Origin of the sequence: Methylopila turkensis, from assembly GCF_027922325.1 — a bacterium.
In the GTDB taxonomy this organism is placed as follows: domain Bacteria; phylum Pseudomonadota; class Alphaproteobacteria; order Rhizobiales; family Methylopilaceae; genus Methylopila; species Methylopila turkensis.
In genome coordinates this window covers 231,833-248,270 of the sequence record NZ_BSFL01000002.1, presented here as the reverse complement: position 1 = coordinate 248,270, position 16,438 = coordinate 231,833, and the positions used below count along the sequence as shown (strand labels likewise).

The window sequence follows — 16,438 nt, the reverse complement described above, 5'->3', positions numbered from 1 at the left end:
CAGCCGGGTATCCACGACTTGGGCGCCGAGCTCAGCGGCAAGTCTTTGAATACCCACGCAAAAGCGCGGGCATGACGACGATCTCGCCTGAAACGACGCCGTCATGATCGATCACGCGCAGAGACGTCGGAGCCCAGGCAAAGCTGGGCGAGAGAGGGCGTCGCTTCCACGCCGACCCTGGCGCCCACCAGCGGGCGCGAATGATGAAAAAATAGGCAATTCTGGACTGCCGTCGGTTTGCTCCCGGGGCGCCTGATCAGAAGGCGCGGTGCTCGTCCTGCGGTGGCACGGATGATGCCTTTCACCCCGCGAACGGGCGTGTGAGCCGGGATGGCGCGCGCCGCGACTCGGGGAGCTGAACAATGACTTTCGGAACGTTCGGGCGGGCCATAGCTGCGGCCGCCGCGCTCGGATGGGCGGCCTTCGCGCCCGCCCAGGCCACTGCTCAGGAGACGATCAAGATCGGCATCCTGCACTCGCTCTCGGGCACCATGGCGATCAGCGAGACCACGCTGAAGGACGTCATGCTCATGCTCATCGAGGAGCAGAACAAGAAGGGCGGCGTGCTCGGTAAGAAGCTGCAGCCGGTGGTCGTCGACCCCGCCTCGAACTGGCCGCTGTTCGCCGAGAAGGCGCGCGAGCTTCTGACCAAGGAAAAGGTCGCGGCCACCTTCGGCTGCTGGACCTCGGTCTCGCGCAAGTCGGTGCTGCCGGTGTTCGAGGAGGCCAACGGCATCCTGTTCTACCCCGTCCAGTACGAGGGCGAGGAGAGCTCCAAGAACGTGTTCTACACCGGCGCGGCGCCCAACCAGCAGGCGATCCCGGCGGTCGACTACCTCATGAACGAGGAAGGCGTGCAGCGCTGGGTGCTGGCCGGCACCGACTACGTCTACCCGCGCACCACCAACAAGATCCTCGAGGCCTATCTCAAGTCGAAGGGCGTCGCTCAGGAGGACATCCTGATCAACTACACGCCGTTCGGCCATTCCGACTGGCAGACCATCGTCTCCGAGATCAAGAAGTTCGGCTCCTCGGGCAAGAAGACCGCGGTGGTCTCGACCATCAACGGCGACGCCAACGTGCCGTTCTACAAGGAGCTCGGCAACCAGGGCGTGAAGGCGACCGACATCCCGGTGGTGGCCTTCTCCGTGGGCGAGGAAGAGCTCGCCGGCCTCGACACCAAGCCGCTCGTCGGCCACCTCGCGGCGTGGAACTACTTCATGAGCGTCGACAACGACGCCAACAAGGCGTTCATCGAGCAGTGGCAGGCGTTCATCAAGAACGACAAGCGCGTCACCAACGACCCGATGGAGGCGCACTACATCGGCTTCAACATGTGGGTGAAGGCGGTGGAGAAGGCCGGCACCACCGAGCCTGACGCGGTGATCGACGCGCTGATCGGCGTCTCGGTGCCGAACCTGACCGGCGGCTACTCCACCATGATGCCGAACCACCACATCACCAAGCCGGTGCTGATCGGCGAGATCAAGGAAGACGGGCAGTTCGACACCGTGTTCGAGACGCCGGGCCTGCTCGTCGCCAACGAGTGGTCGCCGTATCTCGAGGGTTCGAAGGACCTGATCGCGGACTGGCGCAAGCCGCTCTCCTGCGGAAACTTCAACGTCAAGACCGGCAAGTGCGGCGGCGGGGCCAAGGCCTCGCAGTGAGCCGCGCCCGGCCGGCGTGACGCCGGCCGCGCTCGCCGAACGACCCGTCGCGGGCCTCCACATAGGCCCGCGACGGCTTGGCGGTCCCGGCCCGACGCCGGGACCCGAGCGACAGCCTCGCTCGCCCGTCTGTCTGGCGCCGGACCGCACATGACCCTTCTCCGCATCCTTCTCTGTCTCGTGGCGCTTGCGGGCGTCGCCCGCGCGGCCGAGCCGCAGGCGATCTTCGACAGGCTCGCGAGCACGAAGTACGACGACATCGAAGCGGGCGTGGGCGACCTTGCGACCAGCGGCCTGCCGGCCGCGGCCGACGCGCTGTCCGCGGCGCTCGACGGGCGCCTGCTGGTCGCGCCGGGGAAGCCGGCTTTGTTCAAGACGCCGATGGGCACGACCATCGACGTCGCCACCAACGCGCCCGCCGCGGCCGGGGCCGACGCCGGACTGAAGCCCGTCCGCGTCAACAACCGCATCCGCCGCGCGGTGGCGACGGCGATCGGCACGCTGACGCTGATGTCGCCGGACGCGAGGGCGCGGCTCCGCGCCGCCGAGAGCGTGTTCCGCGGCCGCGACCCCGAGACGCTTCCCGCGCTCGACAAGGCGCTCGCCGCCGAGAAGGACGAGCGCGTCCTCGCGGCGATGCGGCGCGCGAAAGCCGCGATCACGCTGACCACGGACGCGCCCGAGGCCGACAAGGTCGCGGCCGTCGGGCTCGTCGCCGAACGCGGCGACCAGGACGGGCTGGTCCTGCTGCGCGGCCTCTCCGAGACGGCGCCGGCGGCGGTCAAATCCGCCGCCGCGAGCGCGATCCAGGCGATCGAGACCCGGCAGGCGATGCTGGCGCGCGTTCAGGACGTGGCCTACGGCGTCAGCCTCGGCTCGGTGCTGCTGCTCGCGGCGGTGGGCCTCGCCATCACCTTCGGCGTCATGGGCGTCATCAACATGGCCCATGGCGAGATGGTCATGCTCGGCGCCTACACGACCTACCTTGTGCAGGATCTGCTGCGGACCTTCGCGCCGGGCCTGATGGAGGGCTCGCTCGCGATCGCCGTGCCCGCCGCCTTCCTGGTCGCGGGCGCCGTCGGCGTCGCGATCGAGCGCCTCGTCATCCGACACCTCTACGGCCGCCCGCTCGAGACGCTGCTCGCGACCTTCGGCATCTCGCTGATGCTTCAGCAGGCGGTGCGCTCGATCTTCGGGCCGTCGAACCGCGAGGTCTCGACGCCCGACTGGCTGTCGGGCTCGCTCGACCTGTTCGGGCTGACGTTGACCTGGAACCGCGTCGCGATCGTGCTGTTCGCGCTCGCCGTGTTCTTCGCGCTGCAGCTCGTGTTGAAGAAGACCACGCTCGGCCTGCAGGTGAGGGCGGTGACGCAGAACCGCCGCATGGCGTCGTCCATGGGCATCCGCACCGACCGCATCGACGCGCTGACCTTCGGCCTCGGCTCCGGCGTCGCCGGCATGGCCGGCGTGGCGCTGAGCCAGATCGACAACGTCAGCCCGAACCTCGGCCAGGGCTACATCATCGACAGCTTCATGGTGGTGGTGTTCGGCGGCGTCGGGAACCTCTGGGGCACGCTCGTCGGCGCGCTCACCATCGGCGTCGCCAACAAGCTGCTCGAGCCCTTCGCCGGCGCCGTGCTCGGCAAGATCATCCTGCTGGTGATGATCATCCTGTTCATCCAGAAGCGGCCGCGCGGCCTGTTCGCGCTCAAGGGCCGGTTCGTGGACGCATGAGGACCCGTCCGATGCTCTCCACGACCGCGCCTCGTCCGATCCCCGGCGTCCCCGCCGCAGTTCGCGGAGCCCGCGCATGACGTCGACGCGCCTGATCGACTTTAAGGGCTACGTGTTCCTCGCCGTGCTGGTGGCGGCGGTTGTCATTGTCCCGGGACTTAACCTGTTGTTGCCCGCGGATAACCCGTTTCACATCCCGAGTTACCTCGTTCCGCTGCTCGGAAAGTACCTGACCTACGCGCTGCTGGCGCTCGCCGTCGACCTGGTCTGGGGCTATTGCGGCATCCTCTCGCTCGGCCACGGCGCGTTCTTCGCGCTCGGCGGCTACGCCATCGGCATGCATCTGATGCGCGAGATCGGTCCGCGCGGCGTCTACGCCAATCCCGAACTGCCCGACTTCATGGTGTTCCTCAATCTCAAGGAGCTCCCGGTCTGGTGGTGGGGCTTCGACTTCTTCCCCTACGCGGCGCTGATGGTGCTGCTCGTCCCCGGCGCGCTCGCCTTCGTCTTCGGCTGGTTCGCGTTCCGCTCGCGCGTCACGGGCGTCTACTTGTCGATCATCACCCAGGCGCTGACCTTCGCGCTGCTGCTCGCCTTCTTCCGCAACGACATGATCATGGGCGGCAACAACGGCCTGACCGATTTCAAGGATATTTTCGGCATTCCGCTGCAAACCCAGGGAATGCGCGCCAGCCTGTTCGCGCTCTCCGCGCTCGCGCTCGGGCTCGGCTACCTGCTCTGCCGCTACATCGTGACCTCGAACTTCGGCAAGGTGCTGGTCGCCGTCCGCGACCAGGAGAGCCGCACCCGGTTCCTCGGCTACAAGGTCGAGAACTACAAGCTGGTGGTTTGGGTCATCTCGGCCATGATGGCGGGCGTCGCCGGCGCGCTCTACGTGCCGCAGGTCGGCATCATCAATCCTGGCGAGTTCTCGCCTGCGAACTCGATTGAGGCGGTGATCTGGGTCGCGGTCGGCGGCCGCGGCACGCTGGTGGGCGCGGCCCTCGGCGCCGTCCTCGTCAATTTCGCCAAGACCTGGCTGACGGGCGCCTTTCCGGAGCTCTGGCTGTTCGCGCTCGGCGGCCTGTTCGTGGTCGTCACGCTGTTCCTGCCCAAGGGCATCATGGGGCTCATCGGCTCCATGGACAGCGTCAAGGCGTGGACGACCCGCCGCCGCGCCGTCGCGAAACCGGCGGAGTGAGGCCGATGGACCAGAAGATCTCGCCGGAGCTGCTCTATCTCAACGACGTCTCGGTGGTGTTCGACGGCTTCCGCGCGCTGAACAGCCTCTCGCTCACCATCGGCGAGAAGGAGATGCGGGCGATCATCGGTCCGAACGGCGCCGGCAAGACCACGATGATGGACGTCATCACCGGCAAGACTCGGCCGACCGTCGGAACGGCGCTGTTCGACGGCGGCGTCCACGATCTCACCAGGCTCGACGAGGCCACGATCGCGGGCCTCGGCATCGGCCGCAAGTTCCAGACGCCCACGGTGATCGAGAACCACGACGTCGAGACCAACGTCGAGCTGGCGCTCAAGGCCGACAAGGGGCCGTTCGCCAAGCTGTTTTCCCGCCGGACGCCGCAGGTGCAGGAGAGGATCGACGAAATCCTCGAGCGGGTCCGGCTCAAGAACGCGCGCCACCGCCGGGCCGGCGACCTCAGCCATGGCCAGAAACAGTGGCTCGAGATCGGCATGCTGCTGGCGCAGGAGCCGAAGCTGCTGCTGGTCGACGAGCCCGCCGCCGGCATGACCGACGCCGAGACCGCCGACACCGCGGTGCTGCTGCGGGAAATCGCCGAAACCCGCTCCGTCGTCGTCGTCGAACACGACATGATCTTCGTGCGCGATCTCGACGTGAAGGTCACCGTGCTGCACGAGGGTTCGGTGCTGGCCGAGGGCAGCCTCGACCATGTCTCGTCGAACGAACGCGTAATCGAGGTTTATCTCGGCCGATGAGCGCTCTTACCGTAACCGATCTCGACCTCTATTACGGCGCGGCCCAGGCGCTGAAGAAGGTCTCCCTCACCGCGGCTCTTGGCAAGGTCACCTGCGTGCTCGGCCGCAACGGCGTCGGCAAGACGTCGCTGATGCGCGCCGTCGCCGGCGTCCGGCCGATCAAGGCCGGCTCGATCACGCTGAACGGCGAGACGATCGACCGGCTCGCGCCGCATGAGCGGGCGCGCCGCGGCGTCGCCTTCGTCCCGCAGGGCCGCGAGATTTTTCCGCTGCTGACCGTGAAGGAAAATATTGAGACCGGCTTTGCACCGCTGAAGCGCAAGGACCGCACAGTTCCGAGCGAGATCTTCGACCTGTTCCCGGTGCTGAAGTCGATGCTCGGCCGCCGCGGGGGGGACCTGTCGGGCGGCCAGCAGCAGCAGCTCGCGATCGGTCGGGCGCTGACGATGCGGCCGAAGCTGCTGATCCTCGACGAGCCGACCGAGGGCATTCAGCCTTCGATCATCAAGGACATCGGCCGCGCCATCAACCTGCTGCGCTCGCGCGGCGACATGGCGATCCTGCTGGTCGAGCAGTATGTCGAGTTCGCCCATGAACTCGCCGATGAGATCGCGGTGATGGAGCGCGGCGAGATCGTGCTCCACGGGCCGAAGTCCGAAATTTCCGAAGAGGAGCTCCGCCGCCGCGTCGCGGTCTGATCCGCCGGCCATTTCCCGCCGCGGCGCCTGCGCCGCCCGGGATTCGACGGTCGGTCAGACCGCGCCGAGGAGGATCGCGACGCCCGCGAGCGCGGCGGCCCCGCCGGCGGCGCGGGTCACGAGATCGCCGCGACGCTCGGCGATCCGGCCGATCGCGAAACCGAAGCCCACGCCGGCCGCGTGCAGCAGCGCGGTGGCCAGCATGAAGCCCGCCGCATAGGCCGCCCCGCCGGCCGACGCCGGCATCTCGGCGCCGTGGGCGTAGCCATGGAAGATGGCGAACAGGCCGACGAGGCCCATGGCCGCCGCGACCGGGGCCCGGACGCCGAACGCCACGACCGCGCCGAGCACGACGATCGAGAGCGCTATGCCGGTCTCAACGAAGGGCATGTTGATCCCGGCCGCGCCGAGCGCGCCGCCGCCCGCCATCACGAGCACAAAGGTCGCCGGCACGGCCCAGACCGCGCGGCCGCCGAGCTGGTAGGCGAACACGCCGACCATCACCATCGCCAGCACATGGTCGAGACCGCCGAGCGGGTGCTCGAAGCCGTGGGCGAAGCCGCCATGGGCGCCGGCGCCGACATGGGCGAAGGCGAGGGCGGGAGCGAGCGTCGCCGCGGTCACGACGGCGAGGCGAAGGAGGTGGCTGCGCATAGGCGTCTCCTTTGAACGGCGGGACTGGCCGGGATTCGGTCGGGGTCCGGACGGGATGCTAGCGCGCCCGGATCAGGCTCGGGAGATTAATCCGATGCGACGAGAGGCTGCGGCGCCGGCGGCTTCTGGAAGCCGAGCACTGGCACAGGTCCCTCGCGGGTGAGGTCGAGATCGTAGGTCACGCGCGCCCCGAACCGTCCCGGAGCCTGCGGATCGTGCCGCACCTTGTCGAAGGCCACCACCCGGGTGCCGAGCCCGAACGCCTCGCGCAGGTCGTGCGTCACCATGATGACCGTCATGCCGAGGCGCGCCCAGAGCGGCTTCAGCAGGGCGTGCATCTGCGCGCGCGTGCCCGGGTCGAGCGCGCCGAACGGCTCGTCGAGCAGCAGGATCTTCGGATCCTTGGCGAGCGCCTGGGCGATCGCGAGCCGCTGCTGCATGCCGCCCGAAAGCGCGAGCGGATACTTGTGGCGGTGGGCGGCGAGACCGACGGCCTCGATCAACTCCTCCGCCTTCTCCACGGCCTGCCGCTTCGCGCGCCCAAACAGGCGGCCCAGCAGCGGCGACTGCGCGAACTCGTAGCCCGCGACGACGTTGGCGAGCACCGTCATGTGCGGAAACACCGAATAGCGCTGGAACACGACCCCGCGGTCGGCGTCAGGCTCGTCGCGCAGCGGTCGCCCGTCGAGCAGCAGCGCGCCGCGGGTCGGCCGGTCCTGGCCCAGAACCATGCGCAGGAAGGTGCTCTTGCCGCAGCCGGACGGCCCGACGACCGATACGAACGAGCCGGACGCGATCTCGAGGTTCAGGTTCTCGATGACGACCTGGTCGCCGAACTCCACCCAGACGTTGCGGACCGAGATCGCGCTCATCGCCGCTCTTCCGCATAGGCCCACGGGAAGGCGGAGCGGGCGAGCTTCGCCAGCGCCCAGTCCATGAGGAAGGCCAGCAGCGTGATCCACGCCACGTAGGGCAGGATGACGTCCATCGCGAGATAGCGCCGCACGAGGAAGATGCGGTAGCCGAGGCCGCTGTCGGCCGCGATCGCCTCCGCCGCGATCAGGAACAGGAAGGCCGGGCCGATCTGGAGCCGGACCACCTCGATCAGCCGCGGCAGCGCCTGGGGCAGGGCGACGCGCAGAACCGTCTGCCAGGTCGAGGCGCCCAGCGTCTGGGCCTTGACCAGTTGCTCCACCGGGATCGCCTGAACCGTCATCGCGATGTCGCGCACGATCGGGGGCGCGACCCCAATGACGATCAGCGCGACCTTGGACAGCTCGCCGAGCCCGAAGATGATGAACAGGATCGGCAGGATCGCCATGGGCGGCACCATGGAGATGACCGCGACCAGCGAGCCGCCGGCGGCGTTGAACGCGGGCAGGATGCCGAGCGCGATGCCAAGCGTGAGCCCGGTCAGGGTGGCGATCCCGAGCCCGAGCGCGAGCCTCTGCAGGCTTGAGACGGTGTCCGCCACCATGGTGATCTCGCCGGTGCGCCGGTCGGGCTCCGTCGCCATCCGCGTCGTCGTCTGGACCATCTCGGACACGGGCGGCAGAAGCTTGTCGTTGGGATTCGCCGCGCGGCGCTCGGCGGAACCGAGCACGTAGACGACCGCGATCAGCAGAAAGGGGATGATCGCAAGCAGTATCCGGGCGCCGGCGGCGGGCCGGACGTTCATTGCGCGACGCATGGGGACTCCCGGGGGTTAGGCCGTCATCCCGGACGGCCGAAGGCCGATCCGGGATCGTTCGACGGCGAAGGCGCGAAGCCGTTGCGCCCCGCGCGGACGACGATCCCGGCTCTCGCTGCGCTCGGCCGGGATGACGCGCGCGGAGCGCATCGCCGCGGCGCCGTCACAGTTTCCCGTCGGCGGCCATCTTCATGAAGGTCGGGTCGAAGCGCAGCTTCACGTTCGCGGGGTCGCCCAGCGTCTTGCCGCCGGCGAAGCCGATGCCGACGGCGTCCTTCGACTTGGCGCCGTCGCCAAGAAGGCCGTGGTCGAACGAGAACGTGCGCACGAGGTCCATGGTCTTGACCAGATCGGCGCTCTCGACGAAGGCGACGGCCTCGGCGGGCTTTGCGAACAGCTTGGTCGCCGCGAGCTGGGCGTCGAAGCCCGCAAGGTCGGTGCCGGACTGCTTGCCCATCGCCGCGCGCGCCTCCTTGCCCTTCTCGCCCGGGTCCACGACCAGCGCCAGCGTCTCGTACCAGATGCCGGCGAGCGCCTTGCCGAAGTCCGGATTGTCCTTGAGCGTCTCGGTGTTGACGCCGAGCAGATCGATGATCTCGCCCGGAATCTTGGAGCTGTCGAACAGCGCGGTCGAGCCCGGCTCGGTCTTCACTTCCGCGAGCAGCGGGTTCCAGGTGACGACCGTCTTGGTGTCGGGCGCCTTGAAGGCCGCGACCATGTCGGCGTCGGAGGTGTTGACGACCTTGATGTCCTTCTCCGCGAGGCCTGCGCCTTCGAGCGCGCGGGCGAGCAGGTAGTGCGAGACCGACAGCTCCACGAGGTTGATGCTCTCGCCCTTGAGGTCGGCGACGGATTTCGCGGATTTGGAGACGATGCCGTCGTTGCCGTTCGAGAAGTCGCCGACGATCAACGCCGTGGTGTCGACGCCGCCGGCGGCCGGAATGGTGAGCGCGTCCATGTTGGTCAGCGTCACGCCGTCGAATTTGCCGGCGGTGTACTGATTGATCGACTCCACGTAGTCGTTGATCTGCGTGACCTTGATGTCGATGCCGTACTTGTCGGCCCATTTCTTCACGATGCCGGCGTCGGCCGCGTAGGGCCATGGCATCCAGCCGACATAGATGGTCCAGGCGATCTCGAAGTTCTTCTTGGGCGCCGCTTCGGCCGGCGCGACGAGCGCGGCGGCGGACAGGGCGAGAGCGGCGATGAGACTGCGCAGCATGAGCACTCCTCGGTCGGTCGGCCGCGGCGGCCGGTGTCGTCGTCAAGGAGTTCGCGCGCACGGAATCGGAGGTCGGTCCGCGGCGACGAACCCGTGCAGTGACCTCCCGGGATTTTGCCCCGCCGTGTCTTTCCGCATGAGAGGCAGCGGAAAGTGCGTCTCTTGGACCAGCGCCGCCTGAGGCGGCCGGAACCCTAGACGCTCTGCACGCCAGAATGAGAGCAAGCGCCATGCCATCGCGTCGCGACCCGCGGCCTCCTGCGCAAGCCGGAACGTCGAGCTACGCCGGCGCCTATCGCTTGGGCGCCCCGTGAGGCAGGCGCCCGTCATCGCGGCTGCCGCGCGCGTGGACAGCGGCGCGCACGCCGCCCATAGTCCGAGCCTCCCACCATTCGCATGTCGCCGCTTCATGATCCGCGCCGTCTCCGTTCTTCGCCGCGCCGCCGTGCGTCCCGACCAGACCGTCGACAGCGTCACGCTTGACCACGACGGCCGCCAGCGCCGTCGTCTGACGCTCGCCTGCGAGGGCGGGCTCGACGTGCTGCTCGATCTCGAACGCCCCGCCGACATCCAGGACGGCGACGCCCTGCGGCTGGAGGACGGCCGGCTGGTGCTCGTCCGGGCGGCGCCGCAGCGCCTGATGGAGATCACGGCCGGCAGCCCGCTGCGCCTCGCACGCCTCGCATGGCACATCGGAAACCGGCACACGCCGGCCGAGATCGGCGAGGACGCCATCCTGATCGAGCCGGACCATGTGCTCGCCGAGATGGTGCGGGGCCTTGGCGGCGCCGTGCGCGAGGTCGAAAGGCCGTTCGCGCCGGAGCGCGGGGCCTATCACGCCCACGGCCACGGCTGATGCTCGACCGAAGGACCGGCGCCGCGGACGACGCCGCGCTGCTCAAGCTCATGACGTGGCTTTCGCCGGCCTTTCCCGTCGGCGCGTTCTCCTACAGTCACGGGCTGGAATGGGCGATCGAGCAGGGCGACGTCACCGATCGCGCGGCGCTTGTGGACTGGATCGACGCGCTGCTGGAGATGGGCGGTTTGGGCTCCGACGCCGTCCTGTTCGCTCGCGCCCACGACGCGGCCGAAGAGCAGGACGACGACGCCCTGCGGGAGGTCGCGGAGCTTGCGGCGGCGTTCCAGCCGTCGCGGGAGCGGCGGACCGAAAGCTTCGGTCAGGGCGGGGCGTTTCTCGCGGCGATCCGCGCCACCGCGCCCTGCGCCGCCGTCGACCGGCTTGGCGCCGGCTGGAGCGGGCCGGTCGCGTACTCCGTCGCGGTCGCCGTCGCGGCCGCGGGCCACGGCCTGCCGCGTCGGCCGGCGCTGGCCGCCTTTCTGACCGCGGGCGTCGCCAATCTGGTCTCCGCCGCGGTGCGGCTCGTTCCGCTCGGCCAGACCGACGGGCTCCGCGCGATCGCCGCGCTCGAGCAGGCGACGCTGCGCGCCGTCACGCGCGGCGAGGCCACGGCGCTCGACCGGCTGTCGGGCGCCGCGCTCCGGTCGGACATCGCGTCCATGCGCCACGAAACCCAACGCACGAGGCTGTTCCGAACATGACGCGATCGCCCCATGGCCCGCTGCGCGTCGGCGTCGGCGGGCCGGTCGGTTCCGGCAAGACCGCCCTGATGGACGCGCTTTGCAAGCGCCTGCGCGACCGGGTGCGGCTCGCCGCCATCACCAACGACATCTACACCAAGGAGGACGCGGAGTTCCTGACCCGCTCGGGCGCGCTGGAGCCGGACCGCATCATAGGCGTCGAGACCGGCGGCTGCCCGCACACCGCGATCCGCGAGGACGCCTCGATCAATCTCGCGGCGATCGACGATCTGACGTCGCGCTTCCCCGATCTCGAGCTCGTGCTGGTGGAGAGCGGCGGCGACAACCTCGCGGCGACCTTCTCGCCGGAGCTCGCGGACCTCACGATCTACGTCATCGACGTCTCGGCCGGCGACAAGATTCCGCGCAAGGGCGGTCCCGGCGTCACGCGCTCGGACCTGCTGGTGATCAACAAGATCGATCTCGCGCCCCACGTCGGCGCGAGCCTCGAGGTGATGGACCGCGACGCGACGGCGCAGCGGAGGGGCCGTCCGTTCGTGTTCGCCAACATGAAGACCGGCGAGGGCCTCGACGCGATCGTGGGCTTCATCGCGCGCGCCGGCGGCCTGTCCGCCGCCGCGGCTTGAGCGGAGGCGGGCTTTGAGCGACGTCCACAGGATCGCGACCGACGCCGTCGAGGTGGTCGTGTCCGCCGCGGGCGCCGAGCTCGCCAGCATCCGGGACGCGGCCGGCGTGGAGCTGTTGTGGCAGGCGGGTCCGGAATGGCCGCGGCGCGCGCCCGTGCTGTTCCCCATCGTCGGCAAGCTGACCGGCGATACGCTGCGGAGCGGAGGCGTCGCCCGCCGCATGACCCAGCACGGGTTCGCGCGCGACCGGACCTTCGCCTGGATCGAGCGCGCGGCGGACCGCATGACGCTGCGGCTGACCGACGACGCCGAAACCCGCGCCATCTACCCCTTCGCCTTCGTGCTCGACCTCGCCTACGCGGTCGAAGGCGCGACCGTGACGCAGACCGCGCGCGTCTCGAATCCGGGCGAGACGACGCTGCCGTTCTGCGTCGGCGCGCATCCGGCCTTCCGCTGGCCGCTCGTGGACGGAGCCGCCAAGGAGAGCCACGCGCTCATTTTCGAGACGCGCGAGACCGGGACCGCCCGCGCGATCGACGGCGGGCTGCTCGGCCCCGACATGCCGCTGCCGTTCGATGGGGAAACGCTGCCGTTGAGCCCGGAGCTGTTCGCCGCCGACGCGCTCGTTCTCCCCGACGTGGCGAGCCGCTTCGTGCGCTACGTGGCGCTGGGGGCGGACGGCGCCGCCTTGCGCCAGATCACCGTCGCGTGGCGCGGCTACCGCGATCTCGGCGTGTGGTCGAAGCCGTCCGGCGCTCCGTTTCTGTGCATCGAGCCCTGGCGCGGCATGGCGAGCCCGGTCGGCTGGGACGGCGATTTCGCCGAGAAGCCCGGCGTCGTGCTTCTGCCGCCCGGCGAGAGCGCCGAGTTCGCCTGGAGCGTCACGGTCTGAGCGGCGAACTAGCGACCAAAACGGCTTTGGTCTAAGGAAGGCGGGGCGTCCCGAGAGGCCCGCATGCGTTCTTCGCACCGATCTTATCGTCCCATCTCTGATCCGAACGCCGCCGGTCAGGACTGCGCCGCGCTCGCCCTCGACGCCGTGTCCGTCCGTTGAGTCCGGCGCCGATCGCCTTGGTGACGCGGCTCGACGCCGCGGCGGACGAGGCCTGGCTGGCGACGCTTTCAAAGGCGCTGGCTGGCGAGAACGTCGTCCCGCTGCGCGCGATCGAACCGGAGCTCCGGGCCGCAGTGGAGATCGCCATCGTGGCCGATCCCGATCCCGCCGATCTCGCCGGCCTGATGGGCCTGCGCTGGGTGCACAGCCTGTGGGCCGGCGTCGAACGCCTCGTCGCCGAACTCGGAGCGGACGCGCCGCCGATCGTGCGGCTGGTCGATCCGGAGCTGGCGCGGACCATGGCCGAGGCGGCCCTGGCCTGGACCTATTATCTCCAGCGCGACATGCCGGCCTACGCCGCGCAACAGCGTCGGGGCGTCTGGCGCCCGCTCGACTATCGTCCGCCGTTCCATGTCACGGTCGCGCTGCTCGGCCTTGGCGCTCTCGGGCGGGCCGCCGCCGCCCGGCTCGGCGACGCGGGCTTCGTCGTCCGCGGCTGGAGCCGGTCGCCGAAGGCGCTTGCGGGCGTCGAGACGTTCTCGGGTGAGGCAGGGCTGGACGAGTGCCTCGCCGGCGCCGACATCGTCATCTGCCTCGTGCCGCTCACGCCGGACACCCGAGGCCTGATGAACGCCGAACGGTTCTCGTCGATGAAGCCGGGGGCGGCGCTGGTGAACTTCGCGCGCGGCCCGATCGTCGTCGTGGACGATCTGCTCGCCGCGCTGGATCAGGGACGGCTGTCGCATGCGGTGCTCGACGTGTTCGACGTCGAGCCGCTGCCGGCGTCATCCCCGCTCTGGAGTCATGACCGCGTCACGGTGCTGCCGCATGTGTCTGGCCCGACCGATCGCGACAGCGCGGCGGCGATCGTCGCGGCCAACGTGCGCGCTTACCGGCAAACGGGCGCCGTTCCGGCGGTGGTCGATCGTGTCCGCGGCTATTGATCGGCCAGAAGAGCGCTGCCGGCGCTCGCGTTTGGTTGTTCGTTAGCGGTTCAGCCCCATGTTGCCCTGCATCGCCGCCGCGTTCTAAGACGCCGCATTCGACGGAACGCCTTGCGTCAGAAACGGAGACCCCTGCGTGATCGACGAGGTATCGCTGATCGCGACGGGAATCCTGATCGGAATCGGGGTCAACGCCCCCGTCGGACCCGTCAACGTCATGTGCATCCATCGCGCGGTGCGCAACGGAGCGGCGTCGGCGATGGCGGCCGGGGCGGGGGCCTTCGTGGCGGACGTCCTGTTCGCCGGCATGGCCGCCTTCGGCGTGACGGCGATCTCCACCTTTGTCGAGGGGCATCTGGCGGTCATCAAGGTGCTCGGCGGCGCCATCCTGCTGGCTTTCGGCGTGAAGCTGCTCTACGCGCCGCGTTCCAGCGCGGCCGCGCCCGCCAACGACACGCGGCTTTCGCTGTTCAAGGCGGCCTTCACCTCATTCGCGCTGACGGTGACCAACCCGGCCGTGCTGCTGGGATTCTTCGCCATTTTCGGCGGCCTCGCCGGCATCGGCCAGAAGCCGGGGGACTTCGGCACCGCGGCGCTGCTGACGCTTGGCGTCGCGATCGGAAGCGCGGCGTGGTGGCTCGCCCTGTCCACCGGCGCGAGCCGCCTGCGCGAACGGATCGCCGAACGCTGGCTCAGTCGGATCAACGCCATTTCCGGCGGCGGGCTGGCCCTGTTTGGCCTGATCGTGCTTCTCGGGGTGGCTCTCGGCTACTGAGCCGGCGTCAGTGCGGCAGGCTCGGCAGGGTGTAGCCCCCGGTGCGGATGCGTTCCGGCAGCCGCTCGACAAAGCTCGCGGTCGCCTCCTCGCCGAAGGCCAGAACCAGCTCCTTGAGCGCCGCGAACAGCGCGGCGTGCGCGACGCAGTCCGGCGCTATGCCGTCCAGCAGCGCCTCCTCCCAGGCCTCGTCGAGATAGGCGAGAGCGGCGCGACGGCCGTCGACCGCGTCCTCATGCATCGTCGAATCGTCGTGTCCCATCAAGGGTCCTTCCCTGTCCCGGAAGGACAGTAGCGGAATCCCGCGCAGGGCGCGGTCGATTCTCGAAGAAAGGGTTAACGCCCCGGCGACAGTTTGAGCGAAATGCCTACTGTCCGTACCGCTCGTTGACGTCGGCCACGAGCTGCGAGGTCTCGTCCAGGAAGCGCCTGACCGCGAGCTCTGCGGCGGGGGTGCAGGTGCGGTGGCCGCGCGCCCAGGCCCTGTAGCTGTCGTTGAAGGCGCCCGCCAGCCGGTCGCGGCGATCCGGGGCCGGGGCTTCGGCCTCGATCAGCGCCGCCATGCGGTCGCGCCAAGTGTTGGCGTCTGCCGCCGAGCACACCGATCTCAGATGATGCAGCGCCCCGAGCATTTCGGACAGCCGCAGCAACTGCCGTTCGTAGGGCGCCGCCTGAGGCTGTTGAGGAGGCGGAGGCGCGGGCTCCGCCGGCGCGGCGCGGGGCGGAGCTTTGCGGTCGGCGGAGGGCTGCGCCGCAGCCGGAACGGCGAGCGCGACCAGGAGGAGAAAGCAGAGCCGCATCGCCGACATGGCGCGGATTTTCGCCCGTCGTCGGAGAGCGCGCAAGCCGGGCCTCATGGAACCAGCAGTGCGGCGCGCGCGACCACGGCCGCGAGCCCCGGCGTCGTGTCCATGGCGACGAGCTCTTCGGGCGCGACCCAGGCGATCTCGACGGCTTCAGGTCCGACGTCGCCGTCGCCCGAACGCCAGCGGCCTGCGAAGGCGATCACGGCCACATGCCGCTCGACGGCGCCGGAGCCGTCGCGCGCGATCACGTCGACGGCGTCCGCGAGTCCCACGACCTCCGCCGTCACGCTGGTTTCCTCCTCGAGCTCACGCAGGGCGGCTGCCGCCAGCGTCTCGCCGAGTTCGACCATGCCGCCGGGGAGGGACCAAAGTCGGTCCGACGGCGGTTTGCCGCGGCGGGCGACCAGCACCTTGCCGTCGCGGAAGCAGGCGATGCTGGCCGCAAGCAGGGGGCGCTTGGGATGAAGGCGGTCGTCGGCCTCGGTCATGCCACGCCGGCCGCAAGCGCAGCCTCGTAGGTCGCGCCGTGGATCAGCGCGTCGGCGCGGGCGAGCAGAGGCCGGACCTCCGCCGCGCGCGCCGGGGCTATGAAGGCGACGGCCGCGTCGTCCGCAGCCGCGAGCGCCTCCTGCGCCGCGACGAGGCGGGCGTCGATGGCAGCGACGGTCGTGTCGAACGCCGTCCGAATCGGAATCGGAGCCGCGGCGTAGGCGGCGATGGCGACGGCCCGGCCGCTGAAGCCCGAGCGCTCGAAATGCTCCCGATAGGACGCCGGCGTCCAGGCGAGCACGTCCTCACGCATCTCCGGCATGTCCGGGAGCATGTCGAGCAGCATCACCACTTCGTTGAAATGGTTGAGATAGTCCGTCGCGAGACCGGTGACGGGATCGACGTTCGCGGCTTTCAGCGCGTCCGGCGAAAGCGCGAGCCCTTCGGGCGCGGTGGCGTATGGAAATGGCGCGGCTGTCATGGAAGATGGGCGTCGCGATACGGTCGACGTGGACGGAAATGCGATGATCATGGGCATCCGCTTTCGTCGCGGTTAA

At 69.6% G+C, this 16,438-nt stretch carries 19 protein-coding genes and 1 riboswitch; of the genes, 11 read left to right on the top strand and 8 right to left on the bottom strand.

Going from position 1 to position 16,438, the window contains the following annotated elements; all coding sequences use genetic code 11:
* Positions 1-362 precede the first annotated feature (362 nt).
* The 5 genes from urtA (at position 363) to urtE (ending at position 6,061) form a co-directional block, all read left to right on the top strand.
* Positions 363-1,667 (top strand): urea ABC transporter substrate-binding protein, encoded by a 1,305-nt coding sequence (urtA, locus tag PKE78_RS07830; protein ID WP_271200318.1) that lies wholly within the window; start codon positions 363-365, stop codon positions 1,665-1,667.
* A gap of 150 nt (positions 1,668-1,817) precedes the next feature.
* Entirely contained in the window at positions 1,818-3,401 is a 1,584-nt protein-coding gene (gene urtB / locus PKE78_RS07825; RefSeq protein ID WP_271200317.1) for an urea ABC transporter permease subunit UrtB, read from the top strand.
* A gap of 76 nt (positions 3,402-3,477) precedes the next feature.
* The gene (gene urtC / locus PKE78_RS07820) at positions 3,478-4,602 is read left to right on the top strand and encodes an urea ABC transporter permease subunit UrtC (RefSeq protein ID WP_271200316.1); all 1,125 of its coding nucleotides are present in this window, start codon (positions 3,478-3,480) and stop codon (positions 4,600-4,602) included.
* Positions 4,603-4,607: 5 nt separating this feature from the next.
* A complete protein-coding gene (gene urtD, locus PKE78_RS07815; RefSeq protein ID WP_271200315.1) occupies positions 4,608-5,363 on the top strand; it encodes an urea ABC transporter ATP-binding protein UrtD in 756 nt (251 codons plus the stop codon).
* Positions 5,360-6,061: an urea ABC transporter ATP-binding subunit UrtE gene (gene urtE, locus PKE78_RS07810; protein WP_271200314.1), complete on the top strand. Its 702-nt coding sequence runs from the start codon at positions 5,360-5,362 to the stop codon at positions 6,059-6,061. The genes urtD and urtE overlap by 4 nt, the downstream gene beginning before the upstream one ends.
* A gap of 54 nt (positions 6,062-6,115) precedes the next feature.
* On the opposite strand, the gene PKE78_RS07805 is transcribed toward urtE, so the two are convergent.
* The 4 genes from PKE78_RS07805 to PKE78_RS07790 form a co-directional block, all read right to left on the bottom strand.
* Positions 6,116-6,715 carry a HupE/UreJ family protein gene (locus PKE78_RS07805; RefSeq protein ID WP_271200313.1) on the bottom strand — a complete coding sequence of 200 codons (600 nt, stop codon included), beginning with the start codon at positions 6,713-6,715 and terminating at the stop codon, positions 6,116-6,118.
* An 86-nt stretch (positions 6,716-6,801) separates the two neighbouring features.
* Entirely contained in the window at positions 6,802-7,587 is a 786-nt protein-coding gene (locus tag PKE78_RS07800; protein WP_271200312.1) for an ABC transporter ATP-binding protein, read from the bottom strand.
* Positions 7,584-8,405, bottom strand: a complete 822-nt coding sequence (locus tag PKE78_RS07795) for an ABC transporter permease (protein ID WP_271200311.1) — start codon at positions 8,403-8,405, stop codon at positions 7,584-7,586. The genes PKE78_RS07800 and PKE78_RS07795 overlap by 4 nt, the downstream gene beginning before the upstream one ends.
* 163 nt (positions 8,406-8,568) lie before the next feature.
* Positions 8,569-9,627, bottom strand: a complete 1,059-nt coding sequence (locus tag PKE78_RS07790) for a putative urea ABC transporter substrate-binding protein (protein ID WP_271200310.1) — start codon at positions 9,625-9,627, stop codon at positions 8,569-8,571.
* A gap of 101 nt (positions 9,628-9,728) precedes the next feature.
* Positions 9,729-9,836: riboswitch (guanidine-I (ykkC/yxkD leader) on the bottom strand.
* Positions 9,837-10,036: 200 nt separating this feature from the next.
* On the opposite strand from PKE78_RS07790, the gene PKE78_RS07785 reads away from it, so the two are divergent.
* From PKE78_RS07785 to PKE78_RS07760, 6 genes are all read left to right on the top strand, one after another.
* On the top strand, positions 10,037-10,483 hold the full coding sequence (locus PKE78_RS07785; protein WP_271200309.1) for an urease accessory protein UreE: 447 nt from the start codon (positions 10,037-10,039) through the stop codon (positions 10,481-10,483).
* On the top strand, positions 10,483-11,187 hold the full coding sequence (locus PKE78_RS07780) for an urease accessory protein UreF (RefSeq protein ID WP_271200308.1): 705 nt from the start codon (positions 10,483-10,485) through the stop codon (positions 11,185-11,187). Before PKE78_RS07785 ends, PKE78_RS07780 begins: the two co-directional genes overlap by 1 nt.
* Positions 11,184-11,813, top strand: a complete 630-nt coding sequence (ureG, locus tag PKE78_RS07775) for an urease accessory protein UreG (protein ID WP_271200307.1) — start codon at positions 11,184-11,186, stop codon at positions 11,811-11,813. The genes PKE78_RS07780 and ureG overlap by 4 nt, the downstream gene beginning before the upstream one ends.
* Positions 11,814-11,826: 13 nt before the next feature.
* Entirely contained in the window at positions 11,827-12,705 is an 879-nt protein-coding gene (locus PKE78_RS07770) for an aldose 1-epimerase family protein (RefSeq protein ID WP_271200306.1), read from the top strand.
* Between the two features lie 173 nt (positions 12,706-12,878).
* On the top strand, positions 12,879-13,811 hold the full coding sequence (locus PKE78_RS07765; RefSeq protein ID WP_428981256.1) for a 2-hydroxyacid dehydrogenase: 933 nt from the start codon (positions 12,879-12,881) through the stop codon (positions 13,809-13,811).
* Between the two features lie 136 nt (positions 13,812-13,947).
* Entirely contained in the window at positions 13,948-14,586 is a 639-nt protein-coding gene (locus PKE78_RS07760) for a LysE family transporter (protein WP_271200304.1), read from the top strand.
* A 7-nt stretch (positions 14,587-14,593) separates the two neighbouring features.
* Here PKE78_RS07760 and PKE78_RS07755 read toward each other — a convergent pair whose 3' ends face one another.
* The 4 genes from PKE78_RS07755 to PKE78_RS07740 form a co-directional block, all read right to left on the bottom strand.
* Positions 14,594-14,848, bottom strand: a complete 255-nt coding sequence (locus PKE78_RS07755) for a hypothetical protein (RefSeq protein ID WP_271200303.1) — start codon at positions 14,846-14,848, stop codon at positions 14,594-14,596.
* A gap of 106 nt (positions 14,849-14,954) precedes the next feature.
* Positions 14,955-15,395 carry a TIGR02301 family protein gene (locus tag PKE78_RS07750; protein ID WP_271200302.1) on the bottom strand — a complete coding sequence of 147 codons (441 nt, stop codon included), beginning with the start codon at positions 15,393-15,395 and terminating at the stop codon, positions 14,955-14,957.
* Between the two features lie 44 nt (positions 15,396-15,439).
* Positions 15,440-15,880: an NUDIX hydrolase gene (locus PKE78_RS07745; RefSeq protein WP_271200301.1), complete on the bottom strand. Its 441-nt coding sequence runs from the start codon at positions 15,878-15,880 to the stop codon at positions 15,440-15,442.
* A complete protein-coding gene (locus PKE78_RS07740; protein ID WP_271200300.1) occupies positions 15,877-16,362 on the bottom strand; it encodes a hypothetical protein in 486 nt (161 codons plus the stop codon). Before PKE78_RS07740 ends, PKE78_RS07745 begins: the two co-directional genes overlap by 4 nt.
* Positions 16,363-16,438 lie beyond the last annotated feature (76 nt).